The organism is Brooklawnia cerclae (genome assembly GCF_011758645.1).
Lineage (GTDB): Bacteria > Actinomycetota > Actinomycetes > Propionibacteriales > Propionibacteriaceae > Brooklawnia > Brooklawnia cerclae.
Genome location: NZ_JAAMOZ010000001.1, coordinates 2,334,368 through 2,360,384 on the forward strand (window position 1 = coordinate 2,334,368; position 26,017 = coordinate 2,360,384).

Consider the following 26,017-nt stretch of genomic DNA (forward strand, 5'->3'; position numbering starts at 1 on the left):
GTGCAGCCCTGGCGGCGGCTCACACCTCGGGGACGCATCGTCGCCCTGGGAGGCCTGGTGCTGGCCGCGGTCAGCCTGTGGCTGGGCCAACGCGACCTGTTCTGGTTGGGTGCGTTCGGCGTGGCCCTCGTGCTCGGCTCCGCGCTCATGGTCTCCGCACCTGTCCGCGGGCTGCGTCACGAACGCCGCATCCCGGCCCAGTCCGTGCCCGTGGGAACCCCGTTCACCGTGACCCTCGAACTGCACGCCGAGGGACGGTCCCGCCCGCGCCTGCTGCACTTCGAGGAGGTCGTCTCGTCGGCGCTCGGGCCGCGCCCGAGATTCAGCCTCTCCGGCGGCGTGGGTGCCTGGGGCGAGGAATACAGCTATCCCCTCACCGCCACCCGGCGCGGTCGCCACCGGGTCGGCCCCCTGCTCGTGCGCAGCCTCGACCCGTTCGGACTGGCCCGGCACGACATGGCCTTCTCGACGAGCAGCGAGGTCGCCGTCGCACCGCGCGTCCACGAATTGGGCCGACTGGTCGGAGGGGCAGCCGGGACATCCGCCGAGGCTCGCACGAGTCGGGCCGGGCTCGTCGGCCAGGACGATGTGCTCGTCCGGCAGTATCGGCGCGGCGACGACGTACGACGCGTCCACTGGCGCTCGACCGCCCGGACAGGCGACCTGATGGTGCGCCGCGAGGAACAGGCCTGGCAGCCGGCCACCCGGCTGCTCCTGGACAACCGGCGCGACGCCCATGCCGGAGACGGCCCGGACAATTCGTTCGAGTGGGCCGTCTCGGCGACCGCATCCATCGGGCTTGCCCTGTTGTCGTTCGGGGCCACGCTCGATCTTTCGGACGCGGACGGCGTCCTCGACTCACACGACAACGACCGCACCGTGTGGGCCCAGCGTCTGCTCGATGCCATGACCGACGAGCAGCTCAGCTGGGCCCCCGACCTGATGGCGATGGCGAGAACGGAACACGGCCGACGACAGGAGGAGGCCGTGGCGGCCGTACTGGGACGGCTGACGGACGCCGACGTGGCCCTCCTGCTCGACCTGCACACGGGTTCGGGCAGCGCGGTGGCGATACTGCTGGACGTCGGCACCTTCGCCGGCCTGCCGCACGACCCGGCCACGGCGCTTCGGGCTCAGGCGCTGACCGATCACGGCTGGACGGTCGCCGTCGCGGACGCGCAGACCACCGTGCCGGCCGCGTGGGATCAGTTGCGCAACGCGGTGGAGGCTGCCGCATGAGCACCCGGACGCCAACGCGAGCGGCCACGACAGACCCGGCGCCCGCGCGGACCAGGAGCGTGCCCGTCGCCACGACCCGCGACACCCTCGCCGTCGGGTTGGCGGCGGTCCTCGCCGCCCTCCCCCTGCAGCAGGTGACCGACGACCGGCGCTTCTGGGCGGCGGCCATCGCCGTGGTCGTGGTGCTCCAGCTCATCGCCGCCGCGACGCGGGCCCTCGCGCACCGCGCCTGGCTGCCGTCGCTCGTGCAGGTGGTCGTGCTCACCCTGGGCACCTGGGTCGCGGCCGGGCTGCAGACCGGTCTCCTGCTGGGTGTGCCTCCCTGGGGGTCGATCGAACTGGTGGTCCGGACCGCGGCTCAGCACATCGCCACGCAACCGGCGCCCATGGCCGCCGACGACGCCACCCTGATCGTCCTCACCGCGGCCGTCGGGATCATGTGCCTCCTGGTGGACTTCTGCTTCGTCGTCCTGGGCAGCGGGCTGCTCGCCGTCCTCCCGCTCCTCGGCAGCTACCTGGCGGCATCGGTGGTCAACACGCAGGCGGTGTGGCCGGGCAGCATGGTCGCGGTCTGCGCGGCCTGGCTGCTGCTGTTGGCGACCCGCACCATCGACCACGATCGCCGCTGGTCCCGGGGTCTGGCGCGTAGCACGGGCTCTCGCCCGGGAGCGGCGGTCTTCGTCGCCCGCGCCCTGCAGCTGGGCGCCCCCGCGGTCGCCCTGGCCCTGGTGGCGGGACTCGCCGTGCCCGCGGTCGGGGCCCGCGACCTGTGGCAACCGGGCGGTGACGGAACCGTGCAGCTGGTCGACCCGAGCATCGACCTCAGCGAGAACCTGCGGCAACCCGAAGACCTGCCCCTGCTCGCCTACACGACCACGGCGACCGGTGGCGTCTACCTCCGTACCAGCACATTGACGACGGTGAACGACAGCGGCTGGGTGCAGATCGACATGAGCATCCAGCAGGGCTTCCCCTCGCGCGCGCCCGGGGTGTCCGGCACGAGGCCCACCATCGACACCCAGATCAGCATCGGCGACTTCGCCTCGGTCTACCTGCCCGCCCCGTACGCCCCCAGTTCCTGGGCGGCCGAGGGACGCTGGGGCTACGATCCCGTGAGCCTCACCGTGCTGAGCACGGATCGCCAGCTGGGCGCCGAAGCGACCCGCGACCTGACCTATTCCGTGGAGAGCCTGGTCGTCGACCCGACCTCGGAGCAACTGGCGGACGCGGTGGCGGGCACGCCACCGGAAGGCAGCGCGGCCACCGAGGTGCCCGACGACGTGCCGGAGGAGATCATCGAGTTGGCGAGGCAGATCACCGCTGACGCGACGACCGACGGCCAGAGGGCGGTCGCCATCCAGAACTGGCTGCGCGACCCGACGCGGTTCACCTACGACGTCAACGCTCCCGACGGCACCGGCTACGAGGTGCTGGTCAACTTCCTTCTCGACTCACGGTCGGGATACTGCGTGCACTTCGCGGCCGCGATGGCGTTGATGGCTCGCGTCGTGGGCATCGGCTCCCGGGTGGCGGTCGGGTTCACACCCGGTGAGCAGCAGGCCGACGGATCGTGGGTCGTCTCGGCCCACGACATGCATGCCTGGCCCGAGCTCTACTTCAGCGGGATCGGCTGGGTGCGGTTCGAGCCGACGGTCTCGATCGGGAACGATCCGAGCTGGACCCAGCTGGAGCAGGAGCAACCGCAGTCGGAACCGACGACGACCACGACGAGTGCACCTACCACCCAGGCGTCGACGAGCACGCCCTCGGCGACGCCCAGCGAATCCGCCACCGACGAGACGGACGAGCCCGCCGGCACCGAGGCGCCCGCTGACTACGGCTGGCTGTGGTGGATCGTGGCCGCTCTCGCCGTGGCGGCCGCACCCGGTCTGATCCGCGCGGCACTCCGGTTGCGGAGGACCAGCGGGCGCGGTGACGCGTCCCGGCGCATCGGCGGAGCCTGGCAGGAACTGCGTGCGAGCGCGATCGACCTCGGCGTGGGGTGGCCGGACGGGACCCCCAGGCACGTGTCCGAGGCGCTGTCCCCCACCCTCGACGCCGCGGGCGGGGAAGCACTCGACCGCGTGGCGGTGCTCGAAGAACGCGCCCGCTACGCGGCGGGTGTGCCACAGGACGCGACCGTGGCGACCGATGTCGCGCTGGTCACGAAGCAGTGGCGTACGAGAGTGGGCACATGGACGAGGCTGTGGACCAGGATCGTGCCACGCTCCCTGTTTCCCCGCTCGCTGTCGACATCCTCGTCGGCTCTGCGAGACCTGCGGTGAGACCCTGGGGCATCACCGCAGCGATGGAACAGGTCAGAGATCGCCTTCCTGTCGACGGCGCCAGCGATCCTCCATGCGTCCCATGAAGGGCTCGGACGAAGGTTTCGCCTGCGGGCGTGTCGCGGTCTGAGCGTCCGTCACCTTGCGCCAGGACCCGAGCGCCACGATCGTCGCCGTGAACATGAGCACGAACCCGAGAACGCTGAGCACCCAGACGGTCTGCATCCCGGCGACGAGTAGCACGAGCCCGAGCAGGAAGACAAGACCTGCCAACGTTGCCCGGCGGCCATGGATCTGTCGGGGAGTGTTCCGGGACCCGAGCGTCTGTGCGAGCTTCGGATCCTCTGCGGCGAGTGAGGCCTCGAGCTGCGCGAGCAGCTTCTGCTCCTCTTCTGAAAGTGCCATGTCCCTCCCTCCTGCCACCTTCCGGCGGGAGCTTGTCGCCCCGCCACTGTGCTTGTGTCTCTCCAGTGTATGCGCGGCGGGGTATCGGTGACGACTTCAACGGGGACGAGCCGACCGTGTTCGTCTCCAGCGGATTCGCGCCGTCGATCGAGGCATCCACGAGCAGCGGGACGAGGCTGGGGGGCCGGCCCGGCCGGCTGCTCCGGAGGAGCTGTCCGATCCGTGGGTCGCCCCTGCCCGCGGCTCGTCCCGACTCGCGGGTCAGCCCTGTTCACGGCTCGTCCCCGCATGGCCGACCCGGCGTCGGCGGCACCGGAGGAGGTGCCGGTCGACCTCGTCCAGGAAGAGCGGGATGCCACGCACCAGGTCGTCCACCTGGCGGCCGCTCAACGGCGGGCGTCCCTCCAGCGCCGCGAAGTAGGACGCCCATTCGGCGAACCGCGGCACCTGGTGCGCCAGCCTCGTCCACAGCTCGACGGGGTCGAGGATCGGCCGCCCACCCGGTCTGTCACCCAATGCCGCGACCGCCCCCTGGCGGGCCGCGAGCATCGCCGCGCGGTATCGGCCCCCGGCGGTGGATGCCAGGTCCGCCTCGGTCGCCCGGGAACGTGCCCGCGACAGATCCGTCCGCACGCGACGATCCGCCACGGGCTGCGGCGTACGTCCCGCCGCCGCGACCCGCTCGGCCGCCTCGCCCCGCACAGTCTCGTCGCCTCGTCCGGCGTCTTCCTCGCTTCGCTCTGCGCGTGGCACGACCAGTTCGTCACGGACTCGCATTGACCCACCCCCAGGAATCGAACATGCGTTCGAACGAGTCTCCACTATGCGCCACCTCGGAGCGCGGGTCAAGACCGCAGCGGCCGGACGCGAGTGGTGCCCCCGTCCACGCCGGTGGACCAGCCCGGCACGCCCCGGCGCCCGCACCGCGTCCCGGGTGAATGGGACTGTCACACCGCCGTTGGACGCGAGGGATAGGCTGGATCTTCCGGTTTTTGTGAGGATGGGATCTCCCTTGACTGAACCTAACTCTCGCAGTGCAGACCAGACTCTGGCGCATGAGCTCGCGATCGAACAGGCGCACGTCGACAAGGTGTACGCCCAACTCGAATCGGCGGCGGCCTCCGCACGGCAGGTCGAGGCCGAGAGCCGCGCCAAGTTCCACACCGACCGCTCGGACTGGGTCCGGGAGGAGGACGGTACCGCACTGTTCGAACGCGACGCGTTCGCCTATCAGGCCGCACGCAGGCTCGCCATCCTCGACGCGCAACACGAGGGCCTCGTGTTCGGGCGTCTCGACTTCGCCTCGGACGAGGATCGCTACGTCGGCCGACTGGGCGTCCGCGACGCTGACTACGAGCCGCTGGTCATCGACTGGCGCGCCCCGGCGGCGGAGCCGTTCTACCGCGCCACCGCCCAGGACCCCATGGGAGTCGTTCGGAGGCGCGTGCTGAGATGCCGGGACGACCGGGTGATCGGCATCGAGGACGACCTGCTCGACCCCGACGACGACAACAACCTGGTCGTGATCGGCGAGGGCGCGCTCATGGCCGCCCTGCAGCGAGCCCGCGGCCCGCAGATGCGCGACATCGTCGCCACCATCCAGGCCGAGCAGGACGAGGCGATCCGCGCTCCTTACCAGGGCGTCACGATCATCTCGGGCGGCCCCGGAACCGGCAAGACCGTCGTGGCCCTGCACCGAGCCGCGTTCCTCCTCTACACGCATCGGCGCCGTCTCGAACAGGGCGGTGTACTGGTCGTCGGACCGACCGATGTGTTCATGAACTACATCGAGCGCGTCCTGCCCGGCCTGGGCGAGGACTCGGTGACGCTCAGGTCGGTCGGCGAACTGGCGACCGACGTGCTGGGCTTCGCCAGCCAGTCGGTGGACGACGCCGCCGCGGCAGTGCTGAAGGGCAGCCTGCGCATGCTGCAGGTACTGCGGCGCGCGGTCAACGAGCCCCTCACACCGGCGGACCTGCGCCTGCGCGTGAGCGTCAAGGGCGAGATCCTGACGGTCGAGGCATCCGAGCTGTCCGCGATCCGGCGCGACGTCCTCGCGTCCCACAAGGCCAACAGGGCACGTCCCGCGGTCGAGAAATCGCTGCTGGACGCGCTGTGGGCCAAGCTGCCGACCGATGTGGCCGCCGTCCTCGATCTCCCGCGCGATCTCTTCGAGGAGATCGTCACGTCGCAAGCGTCCTGGGTCATGTTCTGCAACGCGTGGTGGCCGGCTCTCACCCCCGAGTCGGTGCTGAGCCGCCTGGCCGATCCGGCGATGCTGCACAAGTTCGCCCACGGGGTGCTGGACGACGACGAGGAGGCGACCCTCATGGCGAGCTTCGAGCACGCGCGGGGATTCGTCCCGGACGCCGACAACCGTCGCCCGGCCTGGACCGTCGGCGACATCGCACTGCTGGACGAACTCGAAGCCATGATCGGCCCGATGCCCGAGCAGCCCGAGACCGACCCGACTTTGTTCCTCGCCGACGGCGCCGACGTGGCCGAGGTGGTCACGCTCGCCGACAAGCTGACCACCCGTCGCGAGGTCGACCCGGACGACGAGGGTGTCACCACATTCAGCCATGTGCTCGTGGACGAGTCGCAGGACATCACGCCGATGCAATGGCGGATGCTCCGCCGCCGTGGCCCGCAGGCGTCCTGGACCCTGGTGGGCGACCCCGCCCAGAGTTCGTACCCCAACACGGAGGAGTCACGCCGGGCGCTGCGCGACCTCATCGGCAAGGGTCAGTCGCGCACCTTCCGGCTGTCGACGAACTACCGTTCCCCCGCCGAGGTCATGGATCTCGCCGGGCGTGTGATCCGCTCGGTGTTGCCGGACGCCGACCTGCCCGCCGCGGTGCGCCGCACCGGCGTCCAGCCCCGGCTGCTGTCGAGCCGGCCGGACCGGCTCGGTGAGCAGCTCGGCCGCATCGTGCGACAGCTGTCGGACGAGGTCGAGGGCAGCATCGCCGTGGTCACTCCCCCGAGCCGGGCCGACGCCGTCCGCGCCCTGGTGGGAACCATGCCGCTGCCGGTGGGCGTCTCGTCACGGCTGGTCGTCGTCACCGCACTGCAGGCCAAGGGCCTGGAGTTCGACGCGGTGATCGTCCTGGCCCCCGACGAGATCATCGCCGAGACCCCCGGCGGGGTCCGCGTCCTCTATGTGGCGCTCACACGGCCGACGCAGCGGCTCGTGACGCTGGACCTCACCGATGGCCTTCCCGGAGCATGGCAAGAATCTCTCGAGTCGCCGCTGAGCGATTCTGCGTGAAGAAGTGCAGGCCTGGCGCTCCGCCGGCCAGCAGCCGCTCGCACAGCTCCGCGGCGATCCGGCACCCGACCGTACGCACGGCGTCCGGGTCGTCGGGGGCGCGCAAGAGTTCCTCGGCGACGCGCGCGGGAATATCGGCGTGCGAGAGTTCGGCGAACTTGCCCAGCTGCCGCACGCTGGTCACGGGCATGATCCCGCCGAGCACCGGGAGCGTGCATCCGGCGTGGCGCGCCCTCGCCACGAGCTCGAAGTAGTGGCCCGAGTCGAAGAAGAGCTGCGTCACCGCGAACGATGCGCCCGCCTGCTGCTTAGCCAGCAGAATCCGGGTGTCCTGTTCGAGGGTCGAGGACGCGTGGCCGTCGGGGAAGGCCGCCACGCCCACGCAGTAGTCGCCACGTGAGCCGATGAGCTCGACCAACTCGGTGGCGTTGGACAGCCCGCCCGGGAAGGGTTCCCACGGCGTCGACGGCCCACCGGGCATGTCCCCGCGGATCGCGAGGATATTGCGCACCCCGGCGTCCCCGTAGGCGTCGATGACGGCCTTGAGCTGATCGACGGTCTGTCCCGTGCACGTCAGATGGCCCATGACGCGGAAGTCGGTCGATGCGAGGATGCCCATCGTCGCGTCCAGGGTTCGCTGCCGGCTCGATCCGTTGGCGCCGTAGGTCACCGACACGAAGTCGGGACGCAACGGCTCCAGTTGCGCGATCGTCTCGGTGAGCCGCTGCTGGCCGTCGGCGTCCTTCGGGGGGAAGAACTCGAAGCTGAAGGTGGGGCCGGTGGCGGATGCGAGCAGATCGGCGATGGTGTCGGGCGACGGCATGAATCCACTCTACGGGCGCTGCCGCGAACGGCGATCCCGAGGCCTGAGGGGTGGACCACTAGCATCTCTGCCATGAGACCAGACCCGGCCGATCCCACGTCCACCGATTTCCGCGAGGCCGTCGGCACCCGGTTGGGCGCTCATCTCGACACGATGGCCGCACGCCTGGAACCGGTCTCCCCCATCCTGCCGGTGCTCGTCGACGTGGCGCGCGACCTCACCGCCGGCGGGAAACGGCTCCGTCCGGGGTTCGCCTACTGGGGTTGGATCGCCGCCGCGGGCACCGACGATGTGCCGGAGGCCTTGCTGGGGGCGGTGAGCGCCTTCGAGTTGCTGCACGTCGGGGTCCTCATCCACGACGACGTCCTCGACGGCTCGGACACCCGGCACGGCCGTCCGGCCGCCCACCGGCAGTTCGAGGCGTGGCATCGGGCCGGTGGCGGCTCCGGTGACGCGGAAGCGTTCGGGCGGGCGATGGCCGTGCTGCTGGGCGACCAGCTGATCGTCTGGTCCGGGGAGCTCGCCACCACCGCCGGGCTGGAGCCCGACGCCTGGCACCGCGCGGCCCCCTACTGGCACGCGGTGCGCACCGAGGTGAACTCGGGGCAGGTGCTCGACGTCTGCGCCCAGTACGGGGTGGGACGCGACCCCGGTGCCAGCGCCGAGCAGGTCGCCACCCGCGTCCTGGAGGAGAAAACCTCCCGCTACACCGTGCAACGCCCTGTTCAGTTCGGTGCGGCGGCGGGTGGTGCGGACGAGCACGCGATCGATGCTCTGGGACGATTCGGACTCGCGCTCGGACGAGCGTTCCAGCTGCGCGACGACCTGCTCGGCGTGTTCGGCGACGAGACGACCACCGGCAAGCCCGCCGCCGGCGACCTGCGCGAGGGCAAGCGGACCGTCCTCGTGGCGAGGGCACTGGAATCGTCCCCGGACGCCGCCGAGCTGCAGGGCCTGCTCGGGCGCGCCGACCTGACCGATCCGCAGATCGACCGGGCGCGGGGGATCCTCGTCGACAGCGGAGCGGTCGAATCCGTGGAGCAGACGATCACCCGTGACTACGCGCGGGCGCTGGCGGAACTCGACGCGGCGCGCATCACGGCTCCCGGCCGCCAGGCACTGGCGGAGTTGGCGCGCATGTGCGTGGAGCGCGACGCCTGAGCTCGGGCATCGTCCCACGGCACTCCGCGGCATGCCCTCTCCCCTTCACCTTCGCCCGGCGGGCTCACTAGGATGAATCGATGCTCATCTCCGACACCACCTGGACGTACCCGAGCGGGAGCGCTCCCCACGTCAGCCTCGTGCAGATCCCCCGGCCCCTTCTCGGCGAACTCGCCCGGCAGGAGCACGGGCCCGCCACCGTGGCGAGCCGCCTCGTCACGCCGTACCTGACGGGTCCCGAGTGCAACGCCCTGTGGCGGCTCCGCGACGACCAGCTCGACGCCCAGCCCGCCGATGCGGCGTGGGTCACGCGGTTCGTACTCACTCCGGGCGTGGCCGGCGCGGTGGGGGTGGCGGGTTTCCACGGACGCCCGGATCCCGACGGGATGGTCGAGGTCGGCTACCGCATCGAACCGGGTCACCGCCGACGGGGGTATGCGCGAGCGGCATTGGAGACCCTGCTGGCGATCGCACGAGAACACCCATCGGTGAAAGTCGTCCGCGCGAGCGTGAGCCCCGGCAACATCGCGTCGCGATCGCTGATCGACCAGTACGGTTTCACGGAGGTCGGGGAGCAGTGGGACGACCAGGACGGGCTGGAGACGATCCTCGAACTGCCCGTGCAGGGGTAGGAACCATCAGCGTGGAAGATTGTGGTTCGACTACGCACCACAATCTTCCACGCTGACCGGCTGCCGACAGCCCGGCCCGGACGGCGAGCCCGCGGGCGTCTCCCGGCGGTATGGTCATGTCTGCCGACACCGAACGGCGGACGATCCGCCACGACCGACCCGGAGGACGCGAATGGGTGACGATCTCAGCCGAGCCGCACGACGTGTCCAGGACGCGCTCGTCTCGCACGGGTTGACCGCCCAGGTCAGGGAGTTGCCGGGATCCACCCGGACCGCGGCCGACGCAGCCGCGACGCTCGGCTGCGAGGTCGGCGCCATAGCGAACAGCCTCATCTTCATGGCCGACGGCGACCCGCTCCTCGTGATGACCAGTGGCGCGCACCGGGTGGACACGAAGCAGCTCGCCCACCGCATCGGCGTGGGACGCATCGCGCGGGCCACCCCCGAGCAGGTCCGCGATGCCACCGGGCAGGCGATCGGCGGCGTGTCGCCGGTCGGCCACCCCGCCCCCATCAGGACCGTCGTCGATCGGGCGCTGGCCGCATTCGAGACGGTCTGGGCGGCTGCCGGCACCCCGCACGCAGTCTTCCCGACGACCTTCGACGAGCTGGTGAGGATCTGCGACGGCATCCCCGAGGACGTCGACTGACCGCGGTGGCCGGGCTCAGCGCTCGCGACGCCAACCGGGCCGCCTGACCTGCGTGGCACCGCGGCGGACGACAGGCCCGGGCGTACTCCGATCAGACCCGGCGAACCCGGGCGCCCCGAACCCCGGTGCCGCGGGCCCGAGCCGCGCGTCCGCCCGGAACGCCGCGAACTCCACCTGCTCCATCTCGGCCGCCCACACTCGCTCGAGCACCGCCCGATGGGCGACGACCGTCTCGTAGGCGTTCGTCCCGGTGGCCGCGAAAGCGATCCGCCGCGCCCCGCGTCGCACGAGGTCGGCCGCCTCGTCCACGCTTCCGGTGTGCGCGAACCAGGGCTTGCTGGCAGCCAGGGCAGGCGGTGCGAGGGCAGCGGCCTGCTCCACCAGATGGGGCGAGACGACGACGACGTCCAGCCTCGGGTCGGCCAGCGCGTCATCGAGACCGGACCCCGCGTAGAAGCTGCGTCCCACAAGGGACCATTCGTGGCTGCGGAAGGGAGTCGGGGCCGCGTCGGTCTGCAGCAGCAGGTCGGGCCCGATCCCATCGGCAATCACGGGGCCACCGGCGAGACCGAGGATCGTCCGGCCCGCCAGAACCTTCCGCGCGGCCTCATGCGCAACCCGCACGGTCGCGGAGGTCGTCCGCTGCGCCGACAGGACGACGATGTCGGCCCGTCCACGGCTCAGCTCCGCCACCACCCGGCGCAGGTCGTCCGTGCTCGTGGACGAGTCCTCGACGCCGACCCACGCCATGGTCCTGGCCAGCCCCAGGCGGGTCTTCAGTCCCAGCAATGCGCTCACGCAACAAACCCTAGGAGACATCGGGGGCCGGTGCGCCCAAGTGGCGAAGCGGGACGCCCCACGGTCGCGCCGCGGCCGACACGCCGCGACACGTGGTGACCGCCGGGGGTGAGGCATCCGGCGACCTAGACTGAATGCAGTGCGTCGCCTGCGCGGCGATCCAGCCTTGTTCGCCTTCCCCGACGCTTGGAGCAGATGTGACCAGGACCAGCACCGACCCCTTGGTGGGCGATGTGCTCGATGGCCGCTATGAAGTCCTCCAGCGACTCGCCAGGGGGGGCATGGCGACGGTCTACCGCGCCTGGGATCGCAGGCTCGAGCGCATCGTCGCCATCAAGGTCATGCACGAAGGTCTGGGGGACGACGCCGACTTCGCCGCCAAGTTCGACCGCGAGGCACGCGCCGCGGCGCGGCTGTGCGACCAGAACGTCGTCACGATCTTCGACCAGGGGCAGGACTACGGGCGTCCCTACATCGTCATGGAGTTCGTCGAGGGCACGACTCTGCGCGGGCTGATCACCCGCGATGCCCCCATGAGTCCGCTGCGCGCCCTGCAACTCATCGAGCCTGTCGCCGCCGCGCTGGCCGTGGCACACGACTCCGGGCTCGTCCACCGTGATGTGAAGCCGGAGAACGTCCTGATCAGCGATCGCGGCGCGATCAAGGTCGCCGACTTCGGGCTCGCGCGCACGATCACCGGCCAGAGCGCCGCGGCGGCCACCCAGGGGCTGCTGATCGGGACGGTCAGCTACCTGCCACCCGAACTGGTGATCACCGGCAAGGCCCACGCGTGGTCGGACATCTACTCGACGGGCATCGTCTTGTTCGAGATGCTCACCGGGACGAAACCCTACGTGGGTGACACACCGATCACGGTGGCCTACAAGCACGCCTACGAGGACGTGCCGCCGCCGTCGGTGGTGCTCGTTCGCGATCATCCGCAGCTGGCCAGACGCGATCCGATCCCCGACTACGTCGATGCCCTCGTCCAGTCGTGCACGCGCCGCAACCCCGCCGCCAGGCCCGCGGACGGGCGCGACCTGCTGTCCCGCGTCCGGCGTGCCCGGCGATCGCTGGAACGCGGCGTCCGCCACGATGACGCGCTGTGCGCGGTGATGTTCCCGGGCAAGGCCCTGCCGTGGTCGGCCGAGGCCACCGAGGTGCTGTCGCCGGATGCCACGGCGACCTCGGTCCTGCCTCGTTCGCCTGCGGCCCCGGATGCCATCGCCTCCGCATCGCCGAGCGGGACGACCGGTGGCATCCGCACCGCCGCCACCACCGTCGCGGATGCGCGGCCCACGCCCTGGACGCGCGGGGACGCGCGGCCCGGCAACCCCGTGAGCCCGATGGACCCCGACTCGGGACGCATCCGCGAGCGGGTCACGGCCTCGGCCGCCACGGCGACGGGACGGCCGCTCCACTCGCGTGCGCTGGCAGCCGCCCCCGCCAGCCGGTCGACCCCGACGGAATACCCGGACCCGCGCTACGACGCGGGGCTCGCGTCCGGGCCGGCGAACCCCGGCGGCTACGACCGCTTCCCGCGGCTGACACAGTCACAGGTGCACCGGCGCCGCCGCGGGCTCGTCTTCGGCTTCCTGGTGGTGGTGCTGACGCTCACCGTCGGCTTCGGCAGCTGGTGGCTCGCGTCGGGCCGGTACGTGGCCACCCCGTCGGTGATCAACCGCACCCAGAGCGAGGCGCAGGCCATCGCCGATGCCAACGGACTCGACATCACCTTCGTCGAGGAACACGACGAGACGGTGCCCGTCGGCCTGGTGATCCGGTCCGATCCCGGCCCCGGGGTCCGCGTGACGCGCGACACCACCGTCACCGCCGTGGTGTCGTCCGGGCCTGAGCGGTTCGGCGTCCCCAAGCTCGTGGGCCTGACGCTCGACGCTGCCACGTCCGCGCTGGCGTCGTCCAGCCTTCAGACCGGTACCGTCACCGAGGTCTACGACGACACCACCCCTGCGGGCACCGTGGTCGCCGCCGGGTACCGTGAGGGCGAGCAGGTACGCCGCGACACGGCCGTCGACCTGTCGGTGTCGAAGGGACGCGAGCCGATCGCCGTCCCGTCCGTGGTCGGCCAGCCCGTCGCCCAGGCGACGAAGACACTGCAGGACGCCGGGTTCACCGTGGTGGTCGGCGAGGAGAGGTCGGACGACAAGGTCGCGGCGGGCAGCGTGATCAGCCAGTCACCGGCCGGCGGGAACGGCTACCGGGGCGACACCGTGACCATCGTGGTCAGCAAGGGCGCGGAGAAGGTGAAGGTGCCCGACGGGCTGACCGGCCAGGACACCCAGGATGCCGTGAAGACGTTGCAGGACGCCGGGTTCGATGTGACCCTCGAGTACACCACCTCGTCGCCCATCAGGCTGAACCGCGTCGTCAGCACCGACCCCGCGGCGGGCACCGAGCTCGCGAAGGGCTCGCACATCACCGTGTACGCGATCTAGCCTGTGAACGCCCCATCAGGGTGGCGCGGCCACCTCGACAAGCTCGCGCTCCTCAGCCTGCTGGTCATGACCATGCTCTGGGGATCGACGTTCGTCATCCTGAAGGATCTGCTCACGCGCATCGGCACGTCCGATCTGCTGGCGGTGCGGTTCGCGATCGCGGCGCTGGTGCTGGTCGCGGTGGCCGGGAAACGGGTGCGGCCGACGCGGCGACTGCTGATCGACGGAACCATAGCCGGCCTGTTCTACAGCAGCGGACAACTGCTCCAGACCTACGGGCTCGCGCGCACCTCGGTGTCGATCTCCGGTTTCCTGACGGGGCTGTACGTGGTGATGACCCCGATCATCGAGGCGATGCTGCTGCGGGCCCGGGTCTCACGGCGCGTCTGGTCCGCCGTCGCGCTTGCCACGCTGGGTCTGGGCATCCTGACCGTCTCACCCGCGACCGGCACCACACGGTTCGGTCTCGGTGAGTTGCTCACGGTGCTCAGCGCCCTGGCCTATGCCGGGCACATCGTGTGGACGGGCCGCGTCAGCACCCCCGAGACGTCTCTCGGGTTGTCGACCGTGCAGACGGTGGTCATCGCGATCATGTGCGCGGCGGCCGCCGCTCCCGGCGGGATCGTCATGCCCGACCGTGCCGGTGACTGGATCGCCATCGTCTACCTCGCCACCTGCTGCGGGGCTCTGGCCGTCTTCTTGCAGGTATGGGCTCAATCGCGGGTGGACGCCACCCGGGCGGCGATCGTCATGAGTTTCGAACCGATCTGGGCCGCAGCCTTCGCCATCGCGCTCGGCATGGAGACCTTCGGCTGGCGGACCGCAGCCGGTGGCGCCGCCCTGGTCGCCGCGATGATCGTCTCGTCGATCCCGAGACGCACGCCTGCCGGGGCGATTCCCCCCACCGGGGAGCTCCACGCGGTCAGGGACGCCAGGGACGCGTGTCGCGGACGTCCGCCAACCTCATCGGGGTCAGTGTCGTGACGTGCTTGACGATCAGGTCGTAGCCGCGTTCGTTGAGCAGGCCGTCGTGGATGAGGAACCCCTGCGCGGCCTTGGCAGCACGGCAGAACTCGATGGTCTCACGGGTGGCCGCCCACGGGCCGAAGGCCGGCACCAGCGCCACGTCGATGCCGTCGGCCACCGCGTCCAGGCAGTCGCCGGGGTGCAGGACGCTGGGCTCCCCCTCCGACCGCAGGACGAGCCCGACGTTGCCGATTCGCGGGTAGTCGGCGTGGATGACCGCGTGCGTCCCGCCGATGGTGTTCACCCGCACCGGCCCGAGGTCGATGGTCTCGCCCGGTCCGAGCCTGCGCACGTCATCGGGCAACGCGACGAAGTCGGGCACCGTGCGCTCGACGGCCACGAGCGCACCGGGGTTGGCGGCGACGAGCCCGGGCAGTGCCAGGGGATCGGCATGGTCGGGGTGCTGGTGGGTGACGAGGATCGCGTCGAGATCGCGTAGGCCGTGCCACGAGGTGCTGAAGTTGCCCGGATCGATGAGGACGCGCCGGGAGCCGGTCTCCACGAGCACGCAGGAGTGTCCGAAGTGGGTGATCTGCATGGTTCCAGTGTCCGCCACACAACGGTTCGTCCGCTCGGGGCATCCGCGACGCACTGTTCGCCGGACGCCGCGTGACACAGTTCCTTCAAACTTCGCGGCCGTTCGGAGCCGATGCCGCCGACTACGGTAAATGCCCGCACGACAGCCCGAGGACGCCCATTTGAAGGAACCTGGTCACGCCCCGCGCCCGCCACGGCCCAGCTTGACCACCCGGACGCGGTCAGGACTGCGGTCAGGACGCCAGGATCTCCCCGAGCACGCGCCCGGCCTCGCGGCAACCGGCCGCATCCACGTCGAGATGGGTGACCGCGCGCACCTTGGACGCTCCCACGGTGCTCAGCGCCACGCCCCGCTCGCGGGCAGCGGCCATCACACCGGCCGCCGGGCGCTCCCCCGTACCGAGAACGACGATGTTGGTCGGGACGCTCTCCGGGTCGATGACACCGGGTGCACGCAAGGCCAGTTGTTCGGCGAACGCCCGGGCGTTCGCGTGGTCGTCGGCGAGGCGGGTCACATGGTGGTCGAGGGCATACAGCGCGGCCGCGGCGAGCACACCCGCCTGCCGCATGCCTCCGCCGAGGCGCTTGCGCTGCACCCTGGCCCGGGCGATCGACTCGGCGTCCGACACGAGTACCGAGCCGACAGGAGCGCCGAGACCCTTGGAGTAGCAGACGTTCACGCTGTCGAACAGTCTCCCGTAGTCGATCATGGGCACCCCCGTGGCGACGTGCGCGTTCCACAGCCGTGCCCCGTCGAGGTGCATCGCGACACCGGCGTCCTGGCACGCCTGCCGCACCGCCCTCAGGTGCCCGATGGGCTGCACGGTGCCTCCGGCGAAGTTGTGCGTGTTCTCGATCTCGACCGCGGCCGTCTCCACGAGGTAGGGCCCGGTGCCGATCGACATCAGGTCCGTGATGTCGGCCACGTCTGCGACCCCCGGCGTCGGGGAGGTCGCGTGCCAGGTGCGCATGGTCACGCCGTGCAGCACCGCGTGACCGCCCATCTCGGCGCGGGCGATGTGCGCCTGCTGGTCGCACAGCACCTCGGTGCCCGGCCGCACATGCAGCCACACACCCAGCATGTTGGCCATGGAGCCGGTGGGACAGAACAGGCCCGCCTCGTGCCCGAGCAACTCGGCGGTGCGCGCCTCGAGCTCGTTGACGGTCGGGTCCTCGCCGTAGACGTCGTCCCCGACGAGCGCGGACGCCATCGCCTGGCGCATGGCCGGTGTCGGCCGGGTGAGGGTGTCGGACCGCAGGTCGATCATCAGGCGTTCCAGTCGGGAACCTGGACGGGCTCGCGCCGAAGGGCCCGGCTCTGGCTGAGCCGCTCGGAGATCATGAAGGCCAGTTCGAGGCTCTGGTTGCGGTTGAGGCGGGGGTCACACGCCGTCTCGTACCGGGAGTCGAGGTCCTCCTCCGACAGTTGGAAGGCCCCGCCCAAGCACTCGGTCACGTCCTCGCCGGTGAGCTCGACGTGGACGCCACCGGGCCAGCTGCCCAGTTCGTCGTGCACGTCGAAGAAGCCGTTGAGTTCCTCGACCACCGCCGCGTACTCGCGCGTCTTGTACCCGTTGTGCGTCTCGAACGTGTTGCCGTGCATCGGGTCGCACACCCAGGCGACCTTGCGTCCGGACTTCTCGACCGTCTCGATGATCCGGGGCAGCTTCTCCCGCACGTGCTCCGCACCCATCCGGGTGATGAACGTGATGCGGCCCGGCTCGCGGTCGGGATCGAGGCGATCGGCGATCGACAGGGCGTCCTCGCCGGTCGCCGTCGGGCCGAGCTTGATACCCAGAGGGTTGCGGACGCGCCGCAGCAGTTCCACCTGGGCGCCTCCCGGCTGGCGGGTGCGCTCACCGATCCAGACCATGTGGCCGCTGGTGTCGTAGGGCAGCTGGCTGCGCGAGTCGATGCGGGTCATCGCGTACTCGTAGTCGAGCAGCAACGCCTCGTGTGAGGCGTAGAAGTCGACCGTCGTCAAGGTGTCGTCGTTCACCCCGCAGGCGAGCATGAAACCCAGTGCCCGCTCGATCTCGCCGGCGAGTTGCTCGTAGCGCTCCTCGATGCGCGAATCCTTGACGAAGGACGCGTTCCAGGCATGCAGTTGGCGCAGATCGGCGAAACCGCCCTTGACGAAGGCCCGGACGAGGTTGAGCGTCGCGGCCGAGGCGTTGTAGACCCGCAGCAGGCGGTCGGGATCGTGGCGGCGCGCCTGATCGTTGAAGTCGAAGCCGTTGACGGCGTCCCCGCGGTAGGCCGGCAGGGTCAGGCCATCACGGGTCTCGGTATCCTTCGAACGCGGCTTGGCGTACTGCCCGGCGATGCGTCCCACCTTGACCACCGGCAGTTGCGCACCGTAGGTCATGACCACGCTCATCGCGAGCAGGACGCGCAGCTTGGCCTTGATGTTGTCGGCCTGGACGGACGCGAAGGTCTCGGCGCAGTCACCGCCCTGCAGCATGAACGCCTTGCGGTCGGCGACCAACGCGATCTTGTCCCTCAGTTCGTCGCACTCCCCGGCGAAGACCAGCGGAGGAAGCTGGCGCAGGGAGTTGACCACCCAGCGGAGCCGATCCGGGTCGTCATACGAAGGCTGCTGAACCTGTGGAAGGGAATGCAACTCGGACAGACTCGGGATCAGATCAGACACGCCGCCAAGGATACTTGGCCGAGGCGAACGCTCCATCCCCGTCCGCGCGCCGCGCCGGGCCGTACGGGCAGACCGGCTGCGGTGACTCTGCACCGTGAGGATCGGTGCCGTGAGAGCGACCTCACGAGGACGGGGCCACGACCACGAGCCCGAGGTCCCGCGCGCACGAAGATCCGCGAGAACGTCGGCTGACGGAACATCCGAACTGATCAGCTCGTCCGGGGAGAACGTAGCCTTTTCATAGCCAGAGGCATCACCACTAGAGAAACGCTGATCAACGATCCCTGAGCCTGTCGAAGGGACGTGGAACTGCCGTCCGGAAACGGGCTTCGACAGGCTCAGCCAGCGTTGCCCGCATTGATCAGCGGTTCCCTAGGTGTCGAACCCCTGGGCGATGGCATACCGGGTGAGCTCGACGCGGTTGTGCAGTTGGAGTTTGCGCAGCACGTTCTGCACATGGTTCTGCACCGTGCGATGGCTGACGAACAGCTGCTCGGCGATGTCGCGGTAGCTCAACCCCTTCGCGACCAGGCGCAATACCTCGGCCTCGCGAGGGGTGAGGGTGGGCGCCCCGTCCTCGGGTGACGATGTGCGGGTCATCCTCCGGTACTCGCCCAGGACCAACCCCGCCAGCGTCGCGGTGAAGACGGCCTCGCCCTCGGCGGTCTTGCGCACGGCGTCCAGCAACTCCTGCTTGGTCGCCGACTTCAGTACATACCCGCTGGCCCCGCATTTCACCGCGCGCAGGACGTCGTCCCTCTCGGCGGACGCCGACATCACGAGCACCTTCAGTTCGGGGAACTCGTTCATGAGCAGCTGCGTGCAGGTCGCCCCGTCGGGATCGGGAATCTTGAGATCCATGACGAGCACGTCCGGACGCGTCGCCCGCGCCCGGACGAGAGTCTCCTGGCCGTTGTGGGCGACCGCGACGATCTCACAGCCGATCTGGGTGAGGTCCTCGGCGAGCGCGTCGATCCACATCGGATGGTCGTCGACGAGCATGACCCTGGTGCCTCGCGCGCACTCGTTCGGCTGAGTCATGACACAACAACCTCCCTGGTAGCCCCGATCACCGGCATTCACCATTGTGCCTGCGGCCGGGTCACCCGTACGCGGACGGCGTCACGAGCGCGTCAGGTGCCGATGGGGACGCGGAACTCCCATTCGGTGCCCTCTCCGGGCGCGGAGTGCAGCGTCGAGGTGCCGCCGAGGTCGATGATGCGCCCGACGATCGACTGCTTGACCCCCAGCCGCCCCGCGTCCGCGGCCTCCTCCAACTGCTGCCTGCTCATGCCGACGCCGTCGTCGCGCGCCGTGATGATCAGCTGGTCGGCCTCCTGTTCCAGGAGGATCCAGGCGCGGGCGTCGACGCCGGCGTGCTTGAACACGTTCGACAGCACCTCGGTGATCACCGAATCCAGTTCATTGGCCCGCGCCGTCGGCATGTTGACCTGGCCCGCCATCGTCGAGACCGTCACGGTGGTGCTCTGATGTTTTTCGAGCATGGTCGTCACGTCGGTCATCCCCGCGTCCAGGAAGCCGCCCCGTGAGACCTCGACATGCTTGTCCTGAAGGGTCACCCGCAGCTGGTCCTCCTGCTTGCGGGCGAGTACCGCCAGCATCTTGCCGCGCGGGCCGAGTTCGTTGCCCTCCCGTGCCACCATCGCGAGCACCTGCAGCACGCCGTCGTGGACGATGCGGTTCAGCCTCTCCCGTTCCTCCAGCGCGACAGCGGTGGCAAAGCTGCGGTTGCGCTCGGCGACGGTCCGGCTCAGCCCGGTCACGCCCAGGCCGACGAAGTACGGGATGGCGATCATGAACAACATGTCGCTCCAGGCGCGCGGAGCCAACGCGGGCGCCTGGACGAACTGCGCCAGCCCCAGGGCGCCGCCGGCGACCAGTCCGGCGAGGCTCCCCCGCCAGATCGCGAGCACCGCCGGCGCCGCGAGCATCCAGTAGACGGCCACGCCCAGGTACGACTCGTCCAGCAGGACAGGACCGAGGACGTATCGCGAGCTCAGTACCATCACCAAGGTGATCCCCAGGTCGGCCCCCATGACGAGCCACGTCCGGCGCTCGGGGCGCTGGTTGCAGCGGAACGCGACCACCGACCAGGCGACCATCACGAGACAGGCCAGCCCCAGCAACGCCGGATGAGGGGCATCGGCGACGCGCAGGGCGTTGACGACGAGCATGTGGACGAGCAGAGCGGTGCGTCCCAGACCGGCGGCCTGATAGATCGTGCGCAGCAGATCGAGGTCGTTCCCCGTGCTCCGCGCACGGAGGGTCACGACTCCTCGCCCTCGTCGGGTGGCAGTCCGAGAGCGATTCGACGCCGGAGTCGCGAACGTTCGTCGGCGGCCGCCGCCCGTTCGGCATGCAGCCTGGCCGCCTCGGCGGCCTCGGCCAGCTCGGCCTGATCCCGCTCGTCCAGTTCGCGTGCGAGTTCGGCCTCGGCGGCCTCCCATTCCTGTTCGGCGGCGCGGCGCTCGGCCAGTCGCTGGCGTGCTTCCTCGGCACGCTCGATGACGTCCGGCGTGTCGTCGACGGCGTCACTGTAGGTGTCGGCATACGGGCGACCCGCGAGGTCGGTGATAGCGGCCATCACGTGGTCGGTGATGGCCCGCAGGATGAACCCGTCCAACGCGTCGCTGGGGATCTCGTCCTGCCAGAAGCGGTTGAAGCACAGCGGCTCGCCGAGACGAAGCACTCGTCCCCTTGTCCGCGCGTCCGCGCGTGTGGTGCCGCTCACCCATGCCGCCGGGACGATCGGTACGCGCGCGGCCACGGCCAGGGCGGCGATCTCCGGATGGCCCCGGTGGACGGCGCCATCGTCGGCCATGACTCCCTCGGGGAACATGACGAGCAACTCCCCGCGTTCCAGCACCGCTTTCAGGTGCGGGCCGGCCTCGGGAACGCAGCCGCGGGCGGCGACGAACCGCCCCGGCCAGGTGCGCGCTCGGGGTGCGACCGCCACCGCCGGGCGCTGAAGGCTCGCGACGATGTTGAGATGGTCGAAGGGGCCCCGGCGGGCGCAGGCCACGATCGCACCGCCCGCGGGCAGCAGGTCGAGGCCCTCGGTCGCCACCCGCCAAGGATGGCGGATGCGCTGGAGGACGCTCCGGTCAGTGGGACCCGCGGGAGACAGTGTCACGGCTCACGCCCCGGACGACTCGTCGGGTTGCGGAACCGGCAACTCCGCATTGCGCGGGGGAACCGGCTGCCCGCTGTTGGGATGGTCGAGCATGTAGGGGGTGAGATCGGCGTCCTTCAGGTCTCCACGCTTGACGCGGGACGCGTAGACGTCCACGTACTCCTGGCCCGTCAACTGCTGGATCTCGGCCATCACCTCGTTGGTCACCCAGCGCAGCACTCGCTGGTTGTTGCCCTGACCAGCCCAGTCGCCGAAATCGATCGGCTTGCCGATGACGATGCGCGCTCCACGCATGGTGGGGATGCCGATGCGGCTCCTGATCAGGTGGGTGTTGACCATCGCCACGGGCAGCACCGGTTTGCCGGAGTCGAGCGTCAGGCGGGCGACACCGGTGTGGCCCCGGTAGAGCCGCCCGTCGGGGCTACGCGTGCCCTCGGGGAAGATGCCGATGACACCGCCGGACGCCAGCACGTGCTCGACCGAACCGAGGCCCGAGGCGCTGGCCTTGCCGCCGGAGCGATCGATCGGGGCCTGGCCGACCGCGCGCAGGAACCAGGCGACCACGCGGCGCTTGAATCCCTTGCCCTGGAACAGTTCCTTCTTGGCCGGGAACGTCACCGGCGGGTCGATGAGCGCGGGCAGGGAGAACGTGTCGCCGGCGTCGAGATGGTTGGCCGCGAGCACGCAGCCCCCGTCCGGGATGTTCTCTACGCCTTCGAGCTTGACGCGGAACCACCACTTCACGGCTGGGCGGAACAGCGCCTGCTTGAAGAAGGTGTACCAAGCGGTCACGCGTCCTCCTGTCGGGCAGTCGTCTACCGGTCCACTTTAGGGCCGTGGCCCGCATCGACGCGCGTCACACGCGTGGGCACACGTCGGCCCGGGCGCATCCGCCCGGGCCGAGAACGAAAATGCCCGATCGCCGAGGCGATCGGCGCGACGGCGAGTAGGGCCGCGGGCTCAGGCCGCGACGTGCGCGAACAGGAACCAGCGATCCTTCTGCAGCCCGCGCTCGATCTCGATCGCGACGTCCTGGCTGGACGCGTCGACCTCGCCGAGGCCCTCGACGGCGGCGTGGATGACGGCGAGCGCGACGTCGATCTGCTCGATCACCTCGTGGATGACCTTCTCGGAGGGCTGGAACCCGGCCGACAGCTCGGGGGTCTTGGTCTGTGCCGCGACCGTGCTGAGCCGTCCGTCGATCGGCAGGCCGAGAGCCACGACACGCTCGGCGGCCAGGTCGGCCCACTCACGGGCATGGTCGACGACATCGTCCAGCAGTTCGTGGACGGGCTCGAAGTTCAGGCCGCGGACGTGCCAGTGGGCCTGCTTGCCGTTCACGTGCAGCGCGGTCAGCTCGACGACGACCGGGGCCAGGTAGTGCTCCACGCTCGAGACGGTCTCGGTGCTCACGCCCTTGCTTGCGACTACGTCAGTCATGATGGTCTCCTTCTTGACGGGGTTCGACGATTCGTGACCATCCGGTCGTGCTTCAAAGGGACAGCCATGTCCTGTACAAGTTTACGCTGGGGTGGTGATATTCCAGGACGGCAGTGAGGCAATCCAAACCCCGGGTGGCAACGGCCCATTGCAGGGTACGGGTGTCCTGCTGTGTCACGGCTTCAGCGGCTCGCCGGCCAGTGTGCGCGATTGGGGCAAGCACCTGGCGTCCCTCGGCGCCGCGGTCGCCTGCCCCCTGCTGCCCGGCCATGGGACGACGTGGCGCCAGATGGCGCTGACCACCTACGAGGACTGGTACTCCGTCCTGCCTCCCGCCCTCGACTGGCTGCGGGAGCACAGCCGGACGCAGGTGGTGGCCGGGCTGTCCATGGGCGGCGCGCTGGCCCTGCGGGTCGCGCAGCGCGAGCCCGTGGCCGCGGTCGTGCTGGTCAACCCGTCGATCGGCTCCGACTCACCCGTCTACCGGTTCGCCGGGCTGCTGTCGCACATCGTCCCGGCCGCCAAGGGCGTCGGCAGCGACATCCGCAAGCCCGGGGTCGTCGAACCGGCCTACGACCGGGCTCCCCTCGCCGCCGTCGCCAGCATGCGCCGGCTGTGGCGACTGGTCACCGACGACCTCGACCGGGTGGACGTTCCCGTCCAGCTGTTCACCTCGCGCACCGACCACGTGGTGGACGGATACTCGAGGCGCGTGCTGCTCGACCGCCTGCCGCTGGTGGAGCACCACTGGCTGGAGGACAGCTACCACGTGGCGACGATGGACCACGACGCCGGCTTCGTGTTCGACACCAGCGCCGCGTTCATCCGCGAGGTGGCCTCAGGCGGTGGCGCGACGCAGCGTCCAGAATGAGGCACCGGCCAACACGGCGGTCAACACCAGCAGCCACCACACCAGCCCCAGGGGCGTCAGGCTCGCGAACCACCCGAAGACATCGGCCCACGCGTTCAGTCTGCCGATGATCGCCATGGCCGCGACGAGGACGGTGCCGAGCGCGACGAACACCGAGACGAGCACGAGCAGACCGAACCGCTTGTAGATGGTGGCGAACCAGAACCCGATGCTGAAGAAGAGCAGCGCGACGACGAAGTAGAACAGGCCGATTCCCAGCGCTCCGGTGTCGCGCAGCCACGGGAGCGCGAAGTACCACCCGTTGATCCCCCACCCGTCCGTCGCGGTCTCGACGACCCCGCCGAGGGCGAACACCACGGCGGTGCAGGCCGCGGTGCCGGCGGCGGCCAGCAGCGATCCGAGGAAGAACTCGCGCCGGGCGATGCCCAGCGCCATCGAGAACGGGAATGTCTGGGTGAGTGCCACGACACCCATCGCCAGGAAGGTCCACAGCGCCGCCTGTGCACCACCGCTGTATTTCGGGGCATCCACGGGGATCAGGGCGTAGATGAACAGCGACAGGACGAACGAGGCGACCAGCACCAGCAGCGGGACCCATACGTAGGCGGCCCGGTTGACCAGCTGCAGGCGGACGACGTTGACGATGCGGTTCACGACAGGACCTCTTCCGGAACGCCCGCCTGATCGGCGTGCTGGGTGGTGCGGACGATGAGCTGCTGCAACGACACCGGGGTGACGTCGAGGCCCAGCCCGGCGAGTTCGGCGCGGTCGGCGTCCGACAACCGCCAAAGGACGGTGGCGGCCAGGACGCGTCCCAGCGACTCGGAGTGGATGACCTCGCGTCCGGAGACGAACGCCTCGACGAGGTCACGGTTGCCGACGATCGTGGCAGCCCGGTCGCGCAGATCGTCGGCGGGCTCGTCCATCAGGATGTGGCCCTGGTCGATGACCATCACCCGCTCGATCAGGTGTGCGACCTCGTCGATCAGGTGGGACGACAGGATGATCGTGCGCGGATGCTTCGCGTAATCGGCCAGGAGCGTGTCGTAGAAGACCTGCCGGGCCACCGCGTCCAGGCCCAGGTAGGGCTCGTCGAAGAAGGTGATCTCGGCGCGCGAGGCCAGGCCGATCACCACCCCGAGAGCCGAGAGCTGACCACGCGAGAGCTTGCGGATGCGGCGTTTGAGCGGCAGACGCAGTTCCTCACCGAGCCGGTCGGCGAGGTCCTGATCCCAGTGCGGGAAGAACAAACGAGCCGCGCGCATGGCATGCACAGGCGCCGCCTCATCCGGGTAGCGCTGCGACTCGCGGACGAAGCACATCCGCGACAGGACGCGCGGGTTCTCGTACGGGTGCTCACCGAAGACCCTGACCTCACCGCTGGTAGGCAGGCTCTGGGCGGTGATCAGCGACATGAGGGTGGTCTTCCCCGCGCCGTTGCGGCCGAGCAGGCCGTAGATGGTGTCCTGCTGGACGGTGAAGGTGACGCCGTCGACGGCGCGGACGTCCCGGTAGCGCTTGGTGAGGTCGCTGACCTCTATGACCTGGGCCATCAGGCATTCCTTTCGCTTGAACGATCGTGTTCGGGTGCACGCGAGCGGACCATGTCGGCCACCTCGTCGGTGCTGAGCCCGAGCCGCGCGGCCTCGCCCAGCATCGGCTCGACGAAGCGCAGGACGAAGGCCTCGCGCCGGGCGGCGACCAGTGCCGCGCGGGCGCCCGGGGAAACGAACATCCCGACCCCGCGTCTCTTGTGGAGCACTCGGCGGTCGACCAGCAGATTCACACCCTTCGCGGCTGTCGCCGGGTTGACCCGGTAGAAGGCCGCGAGTTCGTTGGTCGAGGGGGCCTGGCTCTCCTCGGGCAGGCTGCCGTCGACGATCGAGTCCTCGATCTGCTCCGCTATCTGGACGAACAGCGGCTTGCCCTCCTCGATCACGGCCTCTCCTACATACGTGGTTAGTTACCTAACTAAGTAACCATAGAAGTTCAAGGTCGTCAAGCCCCCGCGAGACGGGCTGCGGTCGCGGTATCAGCGCCGCCCCTGCGCACGATCCGTGCAATGATCGGCACGTGCCCGGTGAAGCGATCATGCCTCCACGAGCACGACACCTGACCAGAGTCAATCGGGCCCGGAGAACGGGCCCATGCATGAGGCTGTGATGACGGACCGCAACGATGACACCGACCGAAGGTTCCGGGAACTCATCCGGGCCGAATTCGGCAACGTCGCCGGCGCGAACGAACCCGGCGACGCCGATCCGTCCCCGCCCTTCCCACACCCGTCACGGCGCAATGTTCCCCTGCCCGACCCGATCGACTACTTCAATCTCTCCGACGCGATCGATCGCGCCGTCCCTGACGACGAGACCGAGCACTGGGATCCCCCGGTGGACGCGAGCCCGATCCATCTGCCGCGGCGCGCAATGGTCGGCGGGGTGATCGTCGCCGTGGGCCTGCTACTCGGGATCGCCGCCATGGCGGGCGTCCGGCTACCCCTCGCGGGCGGCATCGCGACGGTCGCCTGCATCGGCGCCGGGATGGCCCTGCTGCTCAGCACGCTGCCGCTGGGTCAGGGCCGCGACGACGGGGGCGACGGCGCCCAGCTGTAGGTATG

At 70.0% G+C, this 26,017-nt stretch carries 25 protein-coding genes; 10 read left to right on the forward strand and 15 right to left on the reverse strand.

The window, feature by feature from the left end:
- On the forward strand, positions 1 to 1,239 hold the full coding sequence (locus tag FB473_RS18475; RefSeq protein ID WP_167167371.1) for a DUF58 domain-containing protein: 1,239 nt from the start codon (positions 1 to 3) through the stop codon (positions 1,237 to 1,239).
- Complete coding sequence (locus tag FB473_RS10870) at positions 1,236 to 3,524, forward strand: transglutaminase TgpA family protein (protein ID WP_167167374.1); 2,289 nt, start codon at positions 1,236 to 1,238, stop codon at positions 3,522 to 3,524. The genes FB473_RS18475 and FB473_RS10870 overlap by 4 nt, the downstream gene beginning before the upstream one ends.
- 33 nt (positions 3,525 to 3,557) lie before the next feature.
- Here the strand turns inward: FB473_RS10870 and FB473_RS10875 are convergent, their stop codons facing one another.
- Together FB473_RS10875 and FB473_RS10880 are read right to left on the reverse strand one after the other, a co-directional pair.
- On the reverse strand, positions 3,558 to 3,929 hold the full coding sequence (locus FB473_RS10875) for a DUF3040 domain-containing protein (protein ID WP_167167377.1): 372 nt from the start codon (positions 3,927 to 3,929) through the stop codon (positions 3,558 to 3,560).
- A gap of 261 nt (positions 3,930 to 4,190) precedes the next feature.
- Complete coding sequence (locus FB473_RS10880) at positions 4,191 to 4,706, reverse strand: SAV_6107 family HEPN domain-containing protein (protein ID WP_167167380.1); 516 nt, start codon at positions 4,704 to 4,706, stop codon at positions 4,191 to 4,193.
- 235 nt (positions 4,707 to 4,941) lie between these two features.
- Between FB473_RS10880 and FB473_RS10885 the strand changes: the two genes are divergently transcribed.
- The gene (locus FB473_RS10885) at positions 4,942 to 7,200 is read left to right on the forward strand and encodes a HelD family protein (protein WP_243863537.1); all 2,259 of its coding nucleotides are present in this window, start codon (positions 4,942 to 4,944) and stop codon (positions 7,198 to 7,200) included.
- Here the strand turns inward: FB473_RS10885 and FB473_RS10890 are convergent.
- On the reverse strand, positions 7,136 to 8,023 hold the full coding sequence (locus FB473_RS10890; RefSeq protein ID WP_167167386.1) for a methylenetetrahydrofolate reductase: 888 nt from the start codon (positions 8,021 to 8,023) through the stop codon (positions 7,136 to 7,138). The genes FB473_RS10885 and FB473_RS10890 overlap by 65 nt on opposite strands.
- Positions 8,024 to 8,095: 72 nt before the next feature.
- Between FB473_RS10890 and FB473_RS10895 the strand changes: the two genes are divergently transcribed.
- The 3 genes from FB473_RS10895 to FB473_RS10905 all read left to right on the forward strand — a co-directional run bounded on the left by FB473_RS10895 (position 8,096) and on the right by FB473_RS10905 (position 10,465).
- Positions 8,096 to 9,184 carry a polyprenyl synthetase family protein gene (locus FB473_RS10895; protein WP_167167389.1) on the forward strand — a complete coding sequence of 363 codons (1,089 nt, stop codon included), beginning with the start codon at positions 8,096 to 8,098 and terminating at the stop codon, positions 9,182 to 9,184.
- Between the two features lie 80 nt (positions 9,185 to 9,264).
- The gene (locus tag FB473_RS10900; RefSeq protein ID WP_167167391.1) at positions 9,265 to 9,816 is read left to right on the forward strand and encodes a GNAT family N-acetyltransferase; all 552 of its coding nucleotides are present in this window, start codon (positions 9,265 to 9,267) and stop codon (positions 9,814 to 9,816) included.
- Between the two features lie 172 nt (positions 9,817 to 9,988).
- Positions 9,989 to 10,465 (forward strand): YbaK/EbsC family protein, encoded by a 477-nt coding sequence (locus FB473_RS10905; RefSeq protein ID WP_167167394.1) that lies wholly within the window; start codon positions 9,989 to 9,991, stop codon positions 10,463 to 10,465.
- Between the two features lie 15 nt (positions 10,466 to 10,480).
- Here the strand turns inward: FB473_RS10905 and FB473_RS10910 are convergent, their stop codons facing one another.
- Positions 10,481 to 11,263, reverse strand: coding sequence for a hypothetical protein (locus FB473_RS10910; RefSeq protein ID WP_167167397.1), 783 nt, complete (start codon positions 11,261 to 11,263; stop codon positions 10,481 to 10,483).
- 197 nt (positions 11,264 to 11,460) lie between these two features.
- On the opposite strand from FB473_RS10910, the gene FB473_RS10915 reads away from it, so the two are divergent.
- Positions 11,461 to 13,719 (forward strand): PASTA domain-containing protein, encoded by a 2,259-nt coding sequence (locus FB473_RS10915; protein ID WP_167167400.1) that lies wholly within the window; start codon positions 11,461 to 11,463, stop codon positions 13,717 to 13,719.
- Between the two features lie 3 nt (positions 13,720 to 13,722).
- The gene (locus FB473_RS10920) at positions 13,723 to 14,703 is read left to right on the forward strand and encodes a DMT family transporter (protein WP_341770099.1); all 981 of its coding nucleotides are present in this window, start codon (positions 13,723 to 13,725) and stop codon (positions 14,701 to 14,703) included.
- Here the strand turns inward: FB473_RS10920 and FB473_RS10925 are convergent.
- The 8 genes from FB473_RS10925 to FB473_RS10960 all read right to left on the reverse strand — a co-directional run bounded on the left by FB473_RS10925 (position 14,642) and on the right by FB473_RS10960 (position 22,529).
- Complete coding sequence (locus tag FB473_RS10925; RefSeq protein ID WP_167167406.1) at positions 14,642 to 15,283, reverse strand: MBL fold metallo-hydrolase; 642 nt, start codon at positions 15,281 to 15,283, stop codon at positions 14,642 to 14,644. The two genes, FB473_RS10920 and FB473_RS10925, sit on opposite strands and share 62 nt — an antisense overlap.
- A 232-nt stretch (positions 15,284 to 15,515) precedes the next feature.
- Positions 15,516 to 16,550: a threonine aldolase family protein gene (locus tag FB473_RS10930; protein ID WP_167167409.1), complete on the reverse strand. Its 1,035-nt coding sequence runs from the start codon at positions 16,548 to 16,550 to the stop codon at positions 15,516 to 15,518.
- Positions 16,550 to 17,935: a class II 3-deoxy-7-phosphoheptulonate synthase gene (locus FB473_RS10935; protein ID WP_341770100.1), complete on the reverse strand. Its 1,386-nt coding sequence runs from the start codon at positions 17,933 to 17,935 to the stop codon at positions 16,550 to 16,552. The genes FB473_RS10930 and FB473_RS10935 overlap by 1 nt, the downstream gene beginning before the upstream one ends.
- Positions 17,936 to 18,307: 372 nt before the next feature.
- Positions 18,308 to 18,976, reverse strand: coding sequence for a response regulator (locus FB473_RS10940; protein ID WP_167167415.1), 669 nt, complete (start codon positions 18,974 to 18,976; stop codon positions 18,308 to 18,310).
- 92 nt (positions 18,977 to 19,068) lie between these two features.
- On the reverse strand, positions 19,069 to 20,226 hold the full coding sequence (gene macS / locus FB473_RS18480) for a MacS family sensor histidine kinase (RefSeq protein ID WP_167167418.1): 1,158 nt from the start codon (positions 20,224 to 20,226) through the stop codon (positions 19,069 to 19,071).
- Positions 20,223 to 21,023 (reverse strand): 1-acyl-sn-glycerol-3-phosphate acyltransferase, encoded by an 801-nt coding sequence (locus FB473_RS10950; protein ID WP_167167421.1) that lies wholly within the window; start codon positions 21,021 to 21,023, stop codon positions 20,223 to 20,225. The genes macS and FB473_RS10950 overlap by 4 nt, the downstream gene beginning before the upstream one ends.
- A gap of 69 nt (positions 21,024 to 21,092) precedes the next feature.
- A complete protein-coding gene (locus FB473_RS10955) occupies positions 21,093 to 21,881 on the reverse strand; it encodes a 1-acyl-sn-glycerol-3-phosphate acyltransferase (RefSeq protein WP_167167423.1) in 789 nt (262 codons plus the stop codon).
- A 168-nt stretch (positions 21,882 to 22,049) separates the two neighbouring features.
- Complete coding sequence (locus FB473_RS10960) at positions 22,050 to 22,529, reverse strand: Dps family protein (protein WP_167167426.1); 480 nt, start codon at positions 22,527 to 22,529, stop codon at positions 22,050 to 22,052.
- Between the two features lie 94 nt (positions 22,530 to 22,623).
- On the opposite strand from FB473_RS10960, the gene FB473_RS10965 reads away from it, so the two are divergent.
- Positions 22,624 to 23,400, forward strand: coding sequence for an alpha/beta hydrolase (locus tag FB473_RS10965; RefSeq protein WP_341770101.1), 777 nt, complete (start codon positions 22,624 to 22,626; stop codon positions 23,398 to 23,400).
- On the opposite strand, the gene FB473_RS10970 is transcribed toward FB473_RS10965, so the two are convergent.
- Genes FB473_RS10970 through FB473_RS10980 form a run of 3 tightly spaced genes read right to left on the reverse strand, consistent with a single transcriptional unit; the run spans position 23,368 to position 25,339 of the window.
- A complete protein-coding gene (locus FB473_RS10970; protein WP_167167429.1) occupies positions 23,368 to 24,054 on the reverse strand; it encodes a hypothetical protein in 687 nt (228 codons plus the stop codon). The two genes, FB473_RS10965 and FB473_RS10970, sit on opposite strands and share 33 nt — an antisense overlap.
- Positions 24,051 to 24,953, reverse strand: coding sequence for an ABC transporter ATP-binding protein (locus FB473_RS10975; protein ID WP_167167432.1), 903 nt, complete (start codon positions 24,951 to 24,953; stop codon positions 24,051 to 24,053). The genes FB473_RS10970 and FB473_RS10975 overlap by 4 nt, the downstream gene beginning before the upstream one ends.
- A complete protein-coding gene (locus FB473_RS10980) occupies positions 24,953 to 25,339 on the reverse strand; it encodes a GntR family transcriptional regulator (RefSeq protein ID WP_167167435.1) in 387 nt (128 codons plus the stop codon). The genes FB473_RS10975 and FB473_RS10980 overlap by 1 nt, the downstream gene beginning before the upstream one ends.
- 223 nt (positions 25,340 to 25,562) lie before the next feature.
- Between FB473_RS10980 and FB473_RS10985 the strand changes: the two genes are divergently transcribed.
- Positions 25,563 to 26,012, forward strand: a complete 450-nt coding sequence (locus FB473_RS10985) for a hypothetical protein (RefSeq protein ID WP_167167438.1) — start codon at positions 25,563 to 25,565, stop codon at positions 26,010 to 26,012.
- The last annotated feature ends 5 nt before the right edge of the window (positions 26,013 to 26,017 follow it).

Coding starts and splice junctions, on each gene's coding strand:
- FB473_RS10870 (WP_167167374.1), top strand. CDS start 1,236: ATGAGCACCCGGACGCCAACGCGAGCGGCCACGACAGACCCGGCGCCC.
- FB473_RS10875 (WP_167167377.1), bottom strand. CDS start 3,929: ATGGCACTTTCAGAAGAGGAGCAGAAGCTGCTCGCGCAGCTCGAGGCC.
- FB473_RS10880 (WP_167167380.1), bottom strand. CDS start 4,706: ATGCGAGTCCGTGACGAACTGGTCGTGCCACGCGCAGAGCGAAGCGAG.
- FB473_RS10890 (WP_167167386.1), bottom strand. CDS start 8,023: ATGCCGTCGCCCGACACCATCGCCGATCTGCTCGCATCCGCCACCGGC.
- FB473_RS10895 (WP_167167389.1), top strand. CDS start 8,096: ATGAGACCAGACCCGGCCGATCCCACGTCCACCGATTTCCGCGAGGCC.
- FB473_RS10900 (WP_167167391.1), top strand. CDS start 9,265: ATGCTCATCTCCGACACCACCTGGACGTACCCGAGCGGGAGCGCTCCC.
- FB473_RS10905 (WP_167167394.1), top strand. CDS start 9,989: ATGGGTGACGATCTCAGCCGAGCCGCACGACGTGTCCAGGACGCGCTC.
- FB473_RS10925 (WP_167167406.1), bottom strand. CDS start 15,283: ATGCAGATCACCCACTTCGGACACTCCTGCGTGCTCGTGGAGACCGGC.
- FB473_RS10930 (WP_167167409.1), bottom strand. CDS start 16,550: ATGATCGACCTGCGGTCCGACACCCTCACCCGGCCGACACCGGCCATG.
- FB473_RS10940 (WP_167167415.1), bottom strand. CDS start 18,976: ATGACTCAGCCGAACGAGTGCGCGCGAGGCACCAGGGTCATGCTCGTC.
- FB473_RS10960 (WP_167167426.1), bottom strand. CDS start 22,529: ATGACTGACGTAGTCGCAAGCAAGGGCGTGAGCACCGAGACCGTCTCG.
- FB473_RS10975 (WP_167167432.1), bottom strand. CDS start 24,953: ATGGCCCAGGTCATAGAGGTCAGCGACCTCACCAAGCGCTACCGGGAC.
- FB473_RS10985 (WP_167167438.1), top strand. CDS start 25,563: ATGACGGACCGCAACGATGACACCGACCGAAGGTTCCGGGAACTCATC.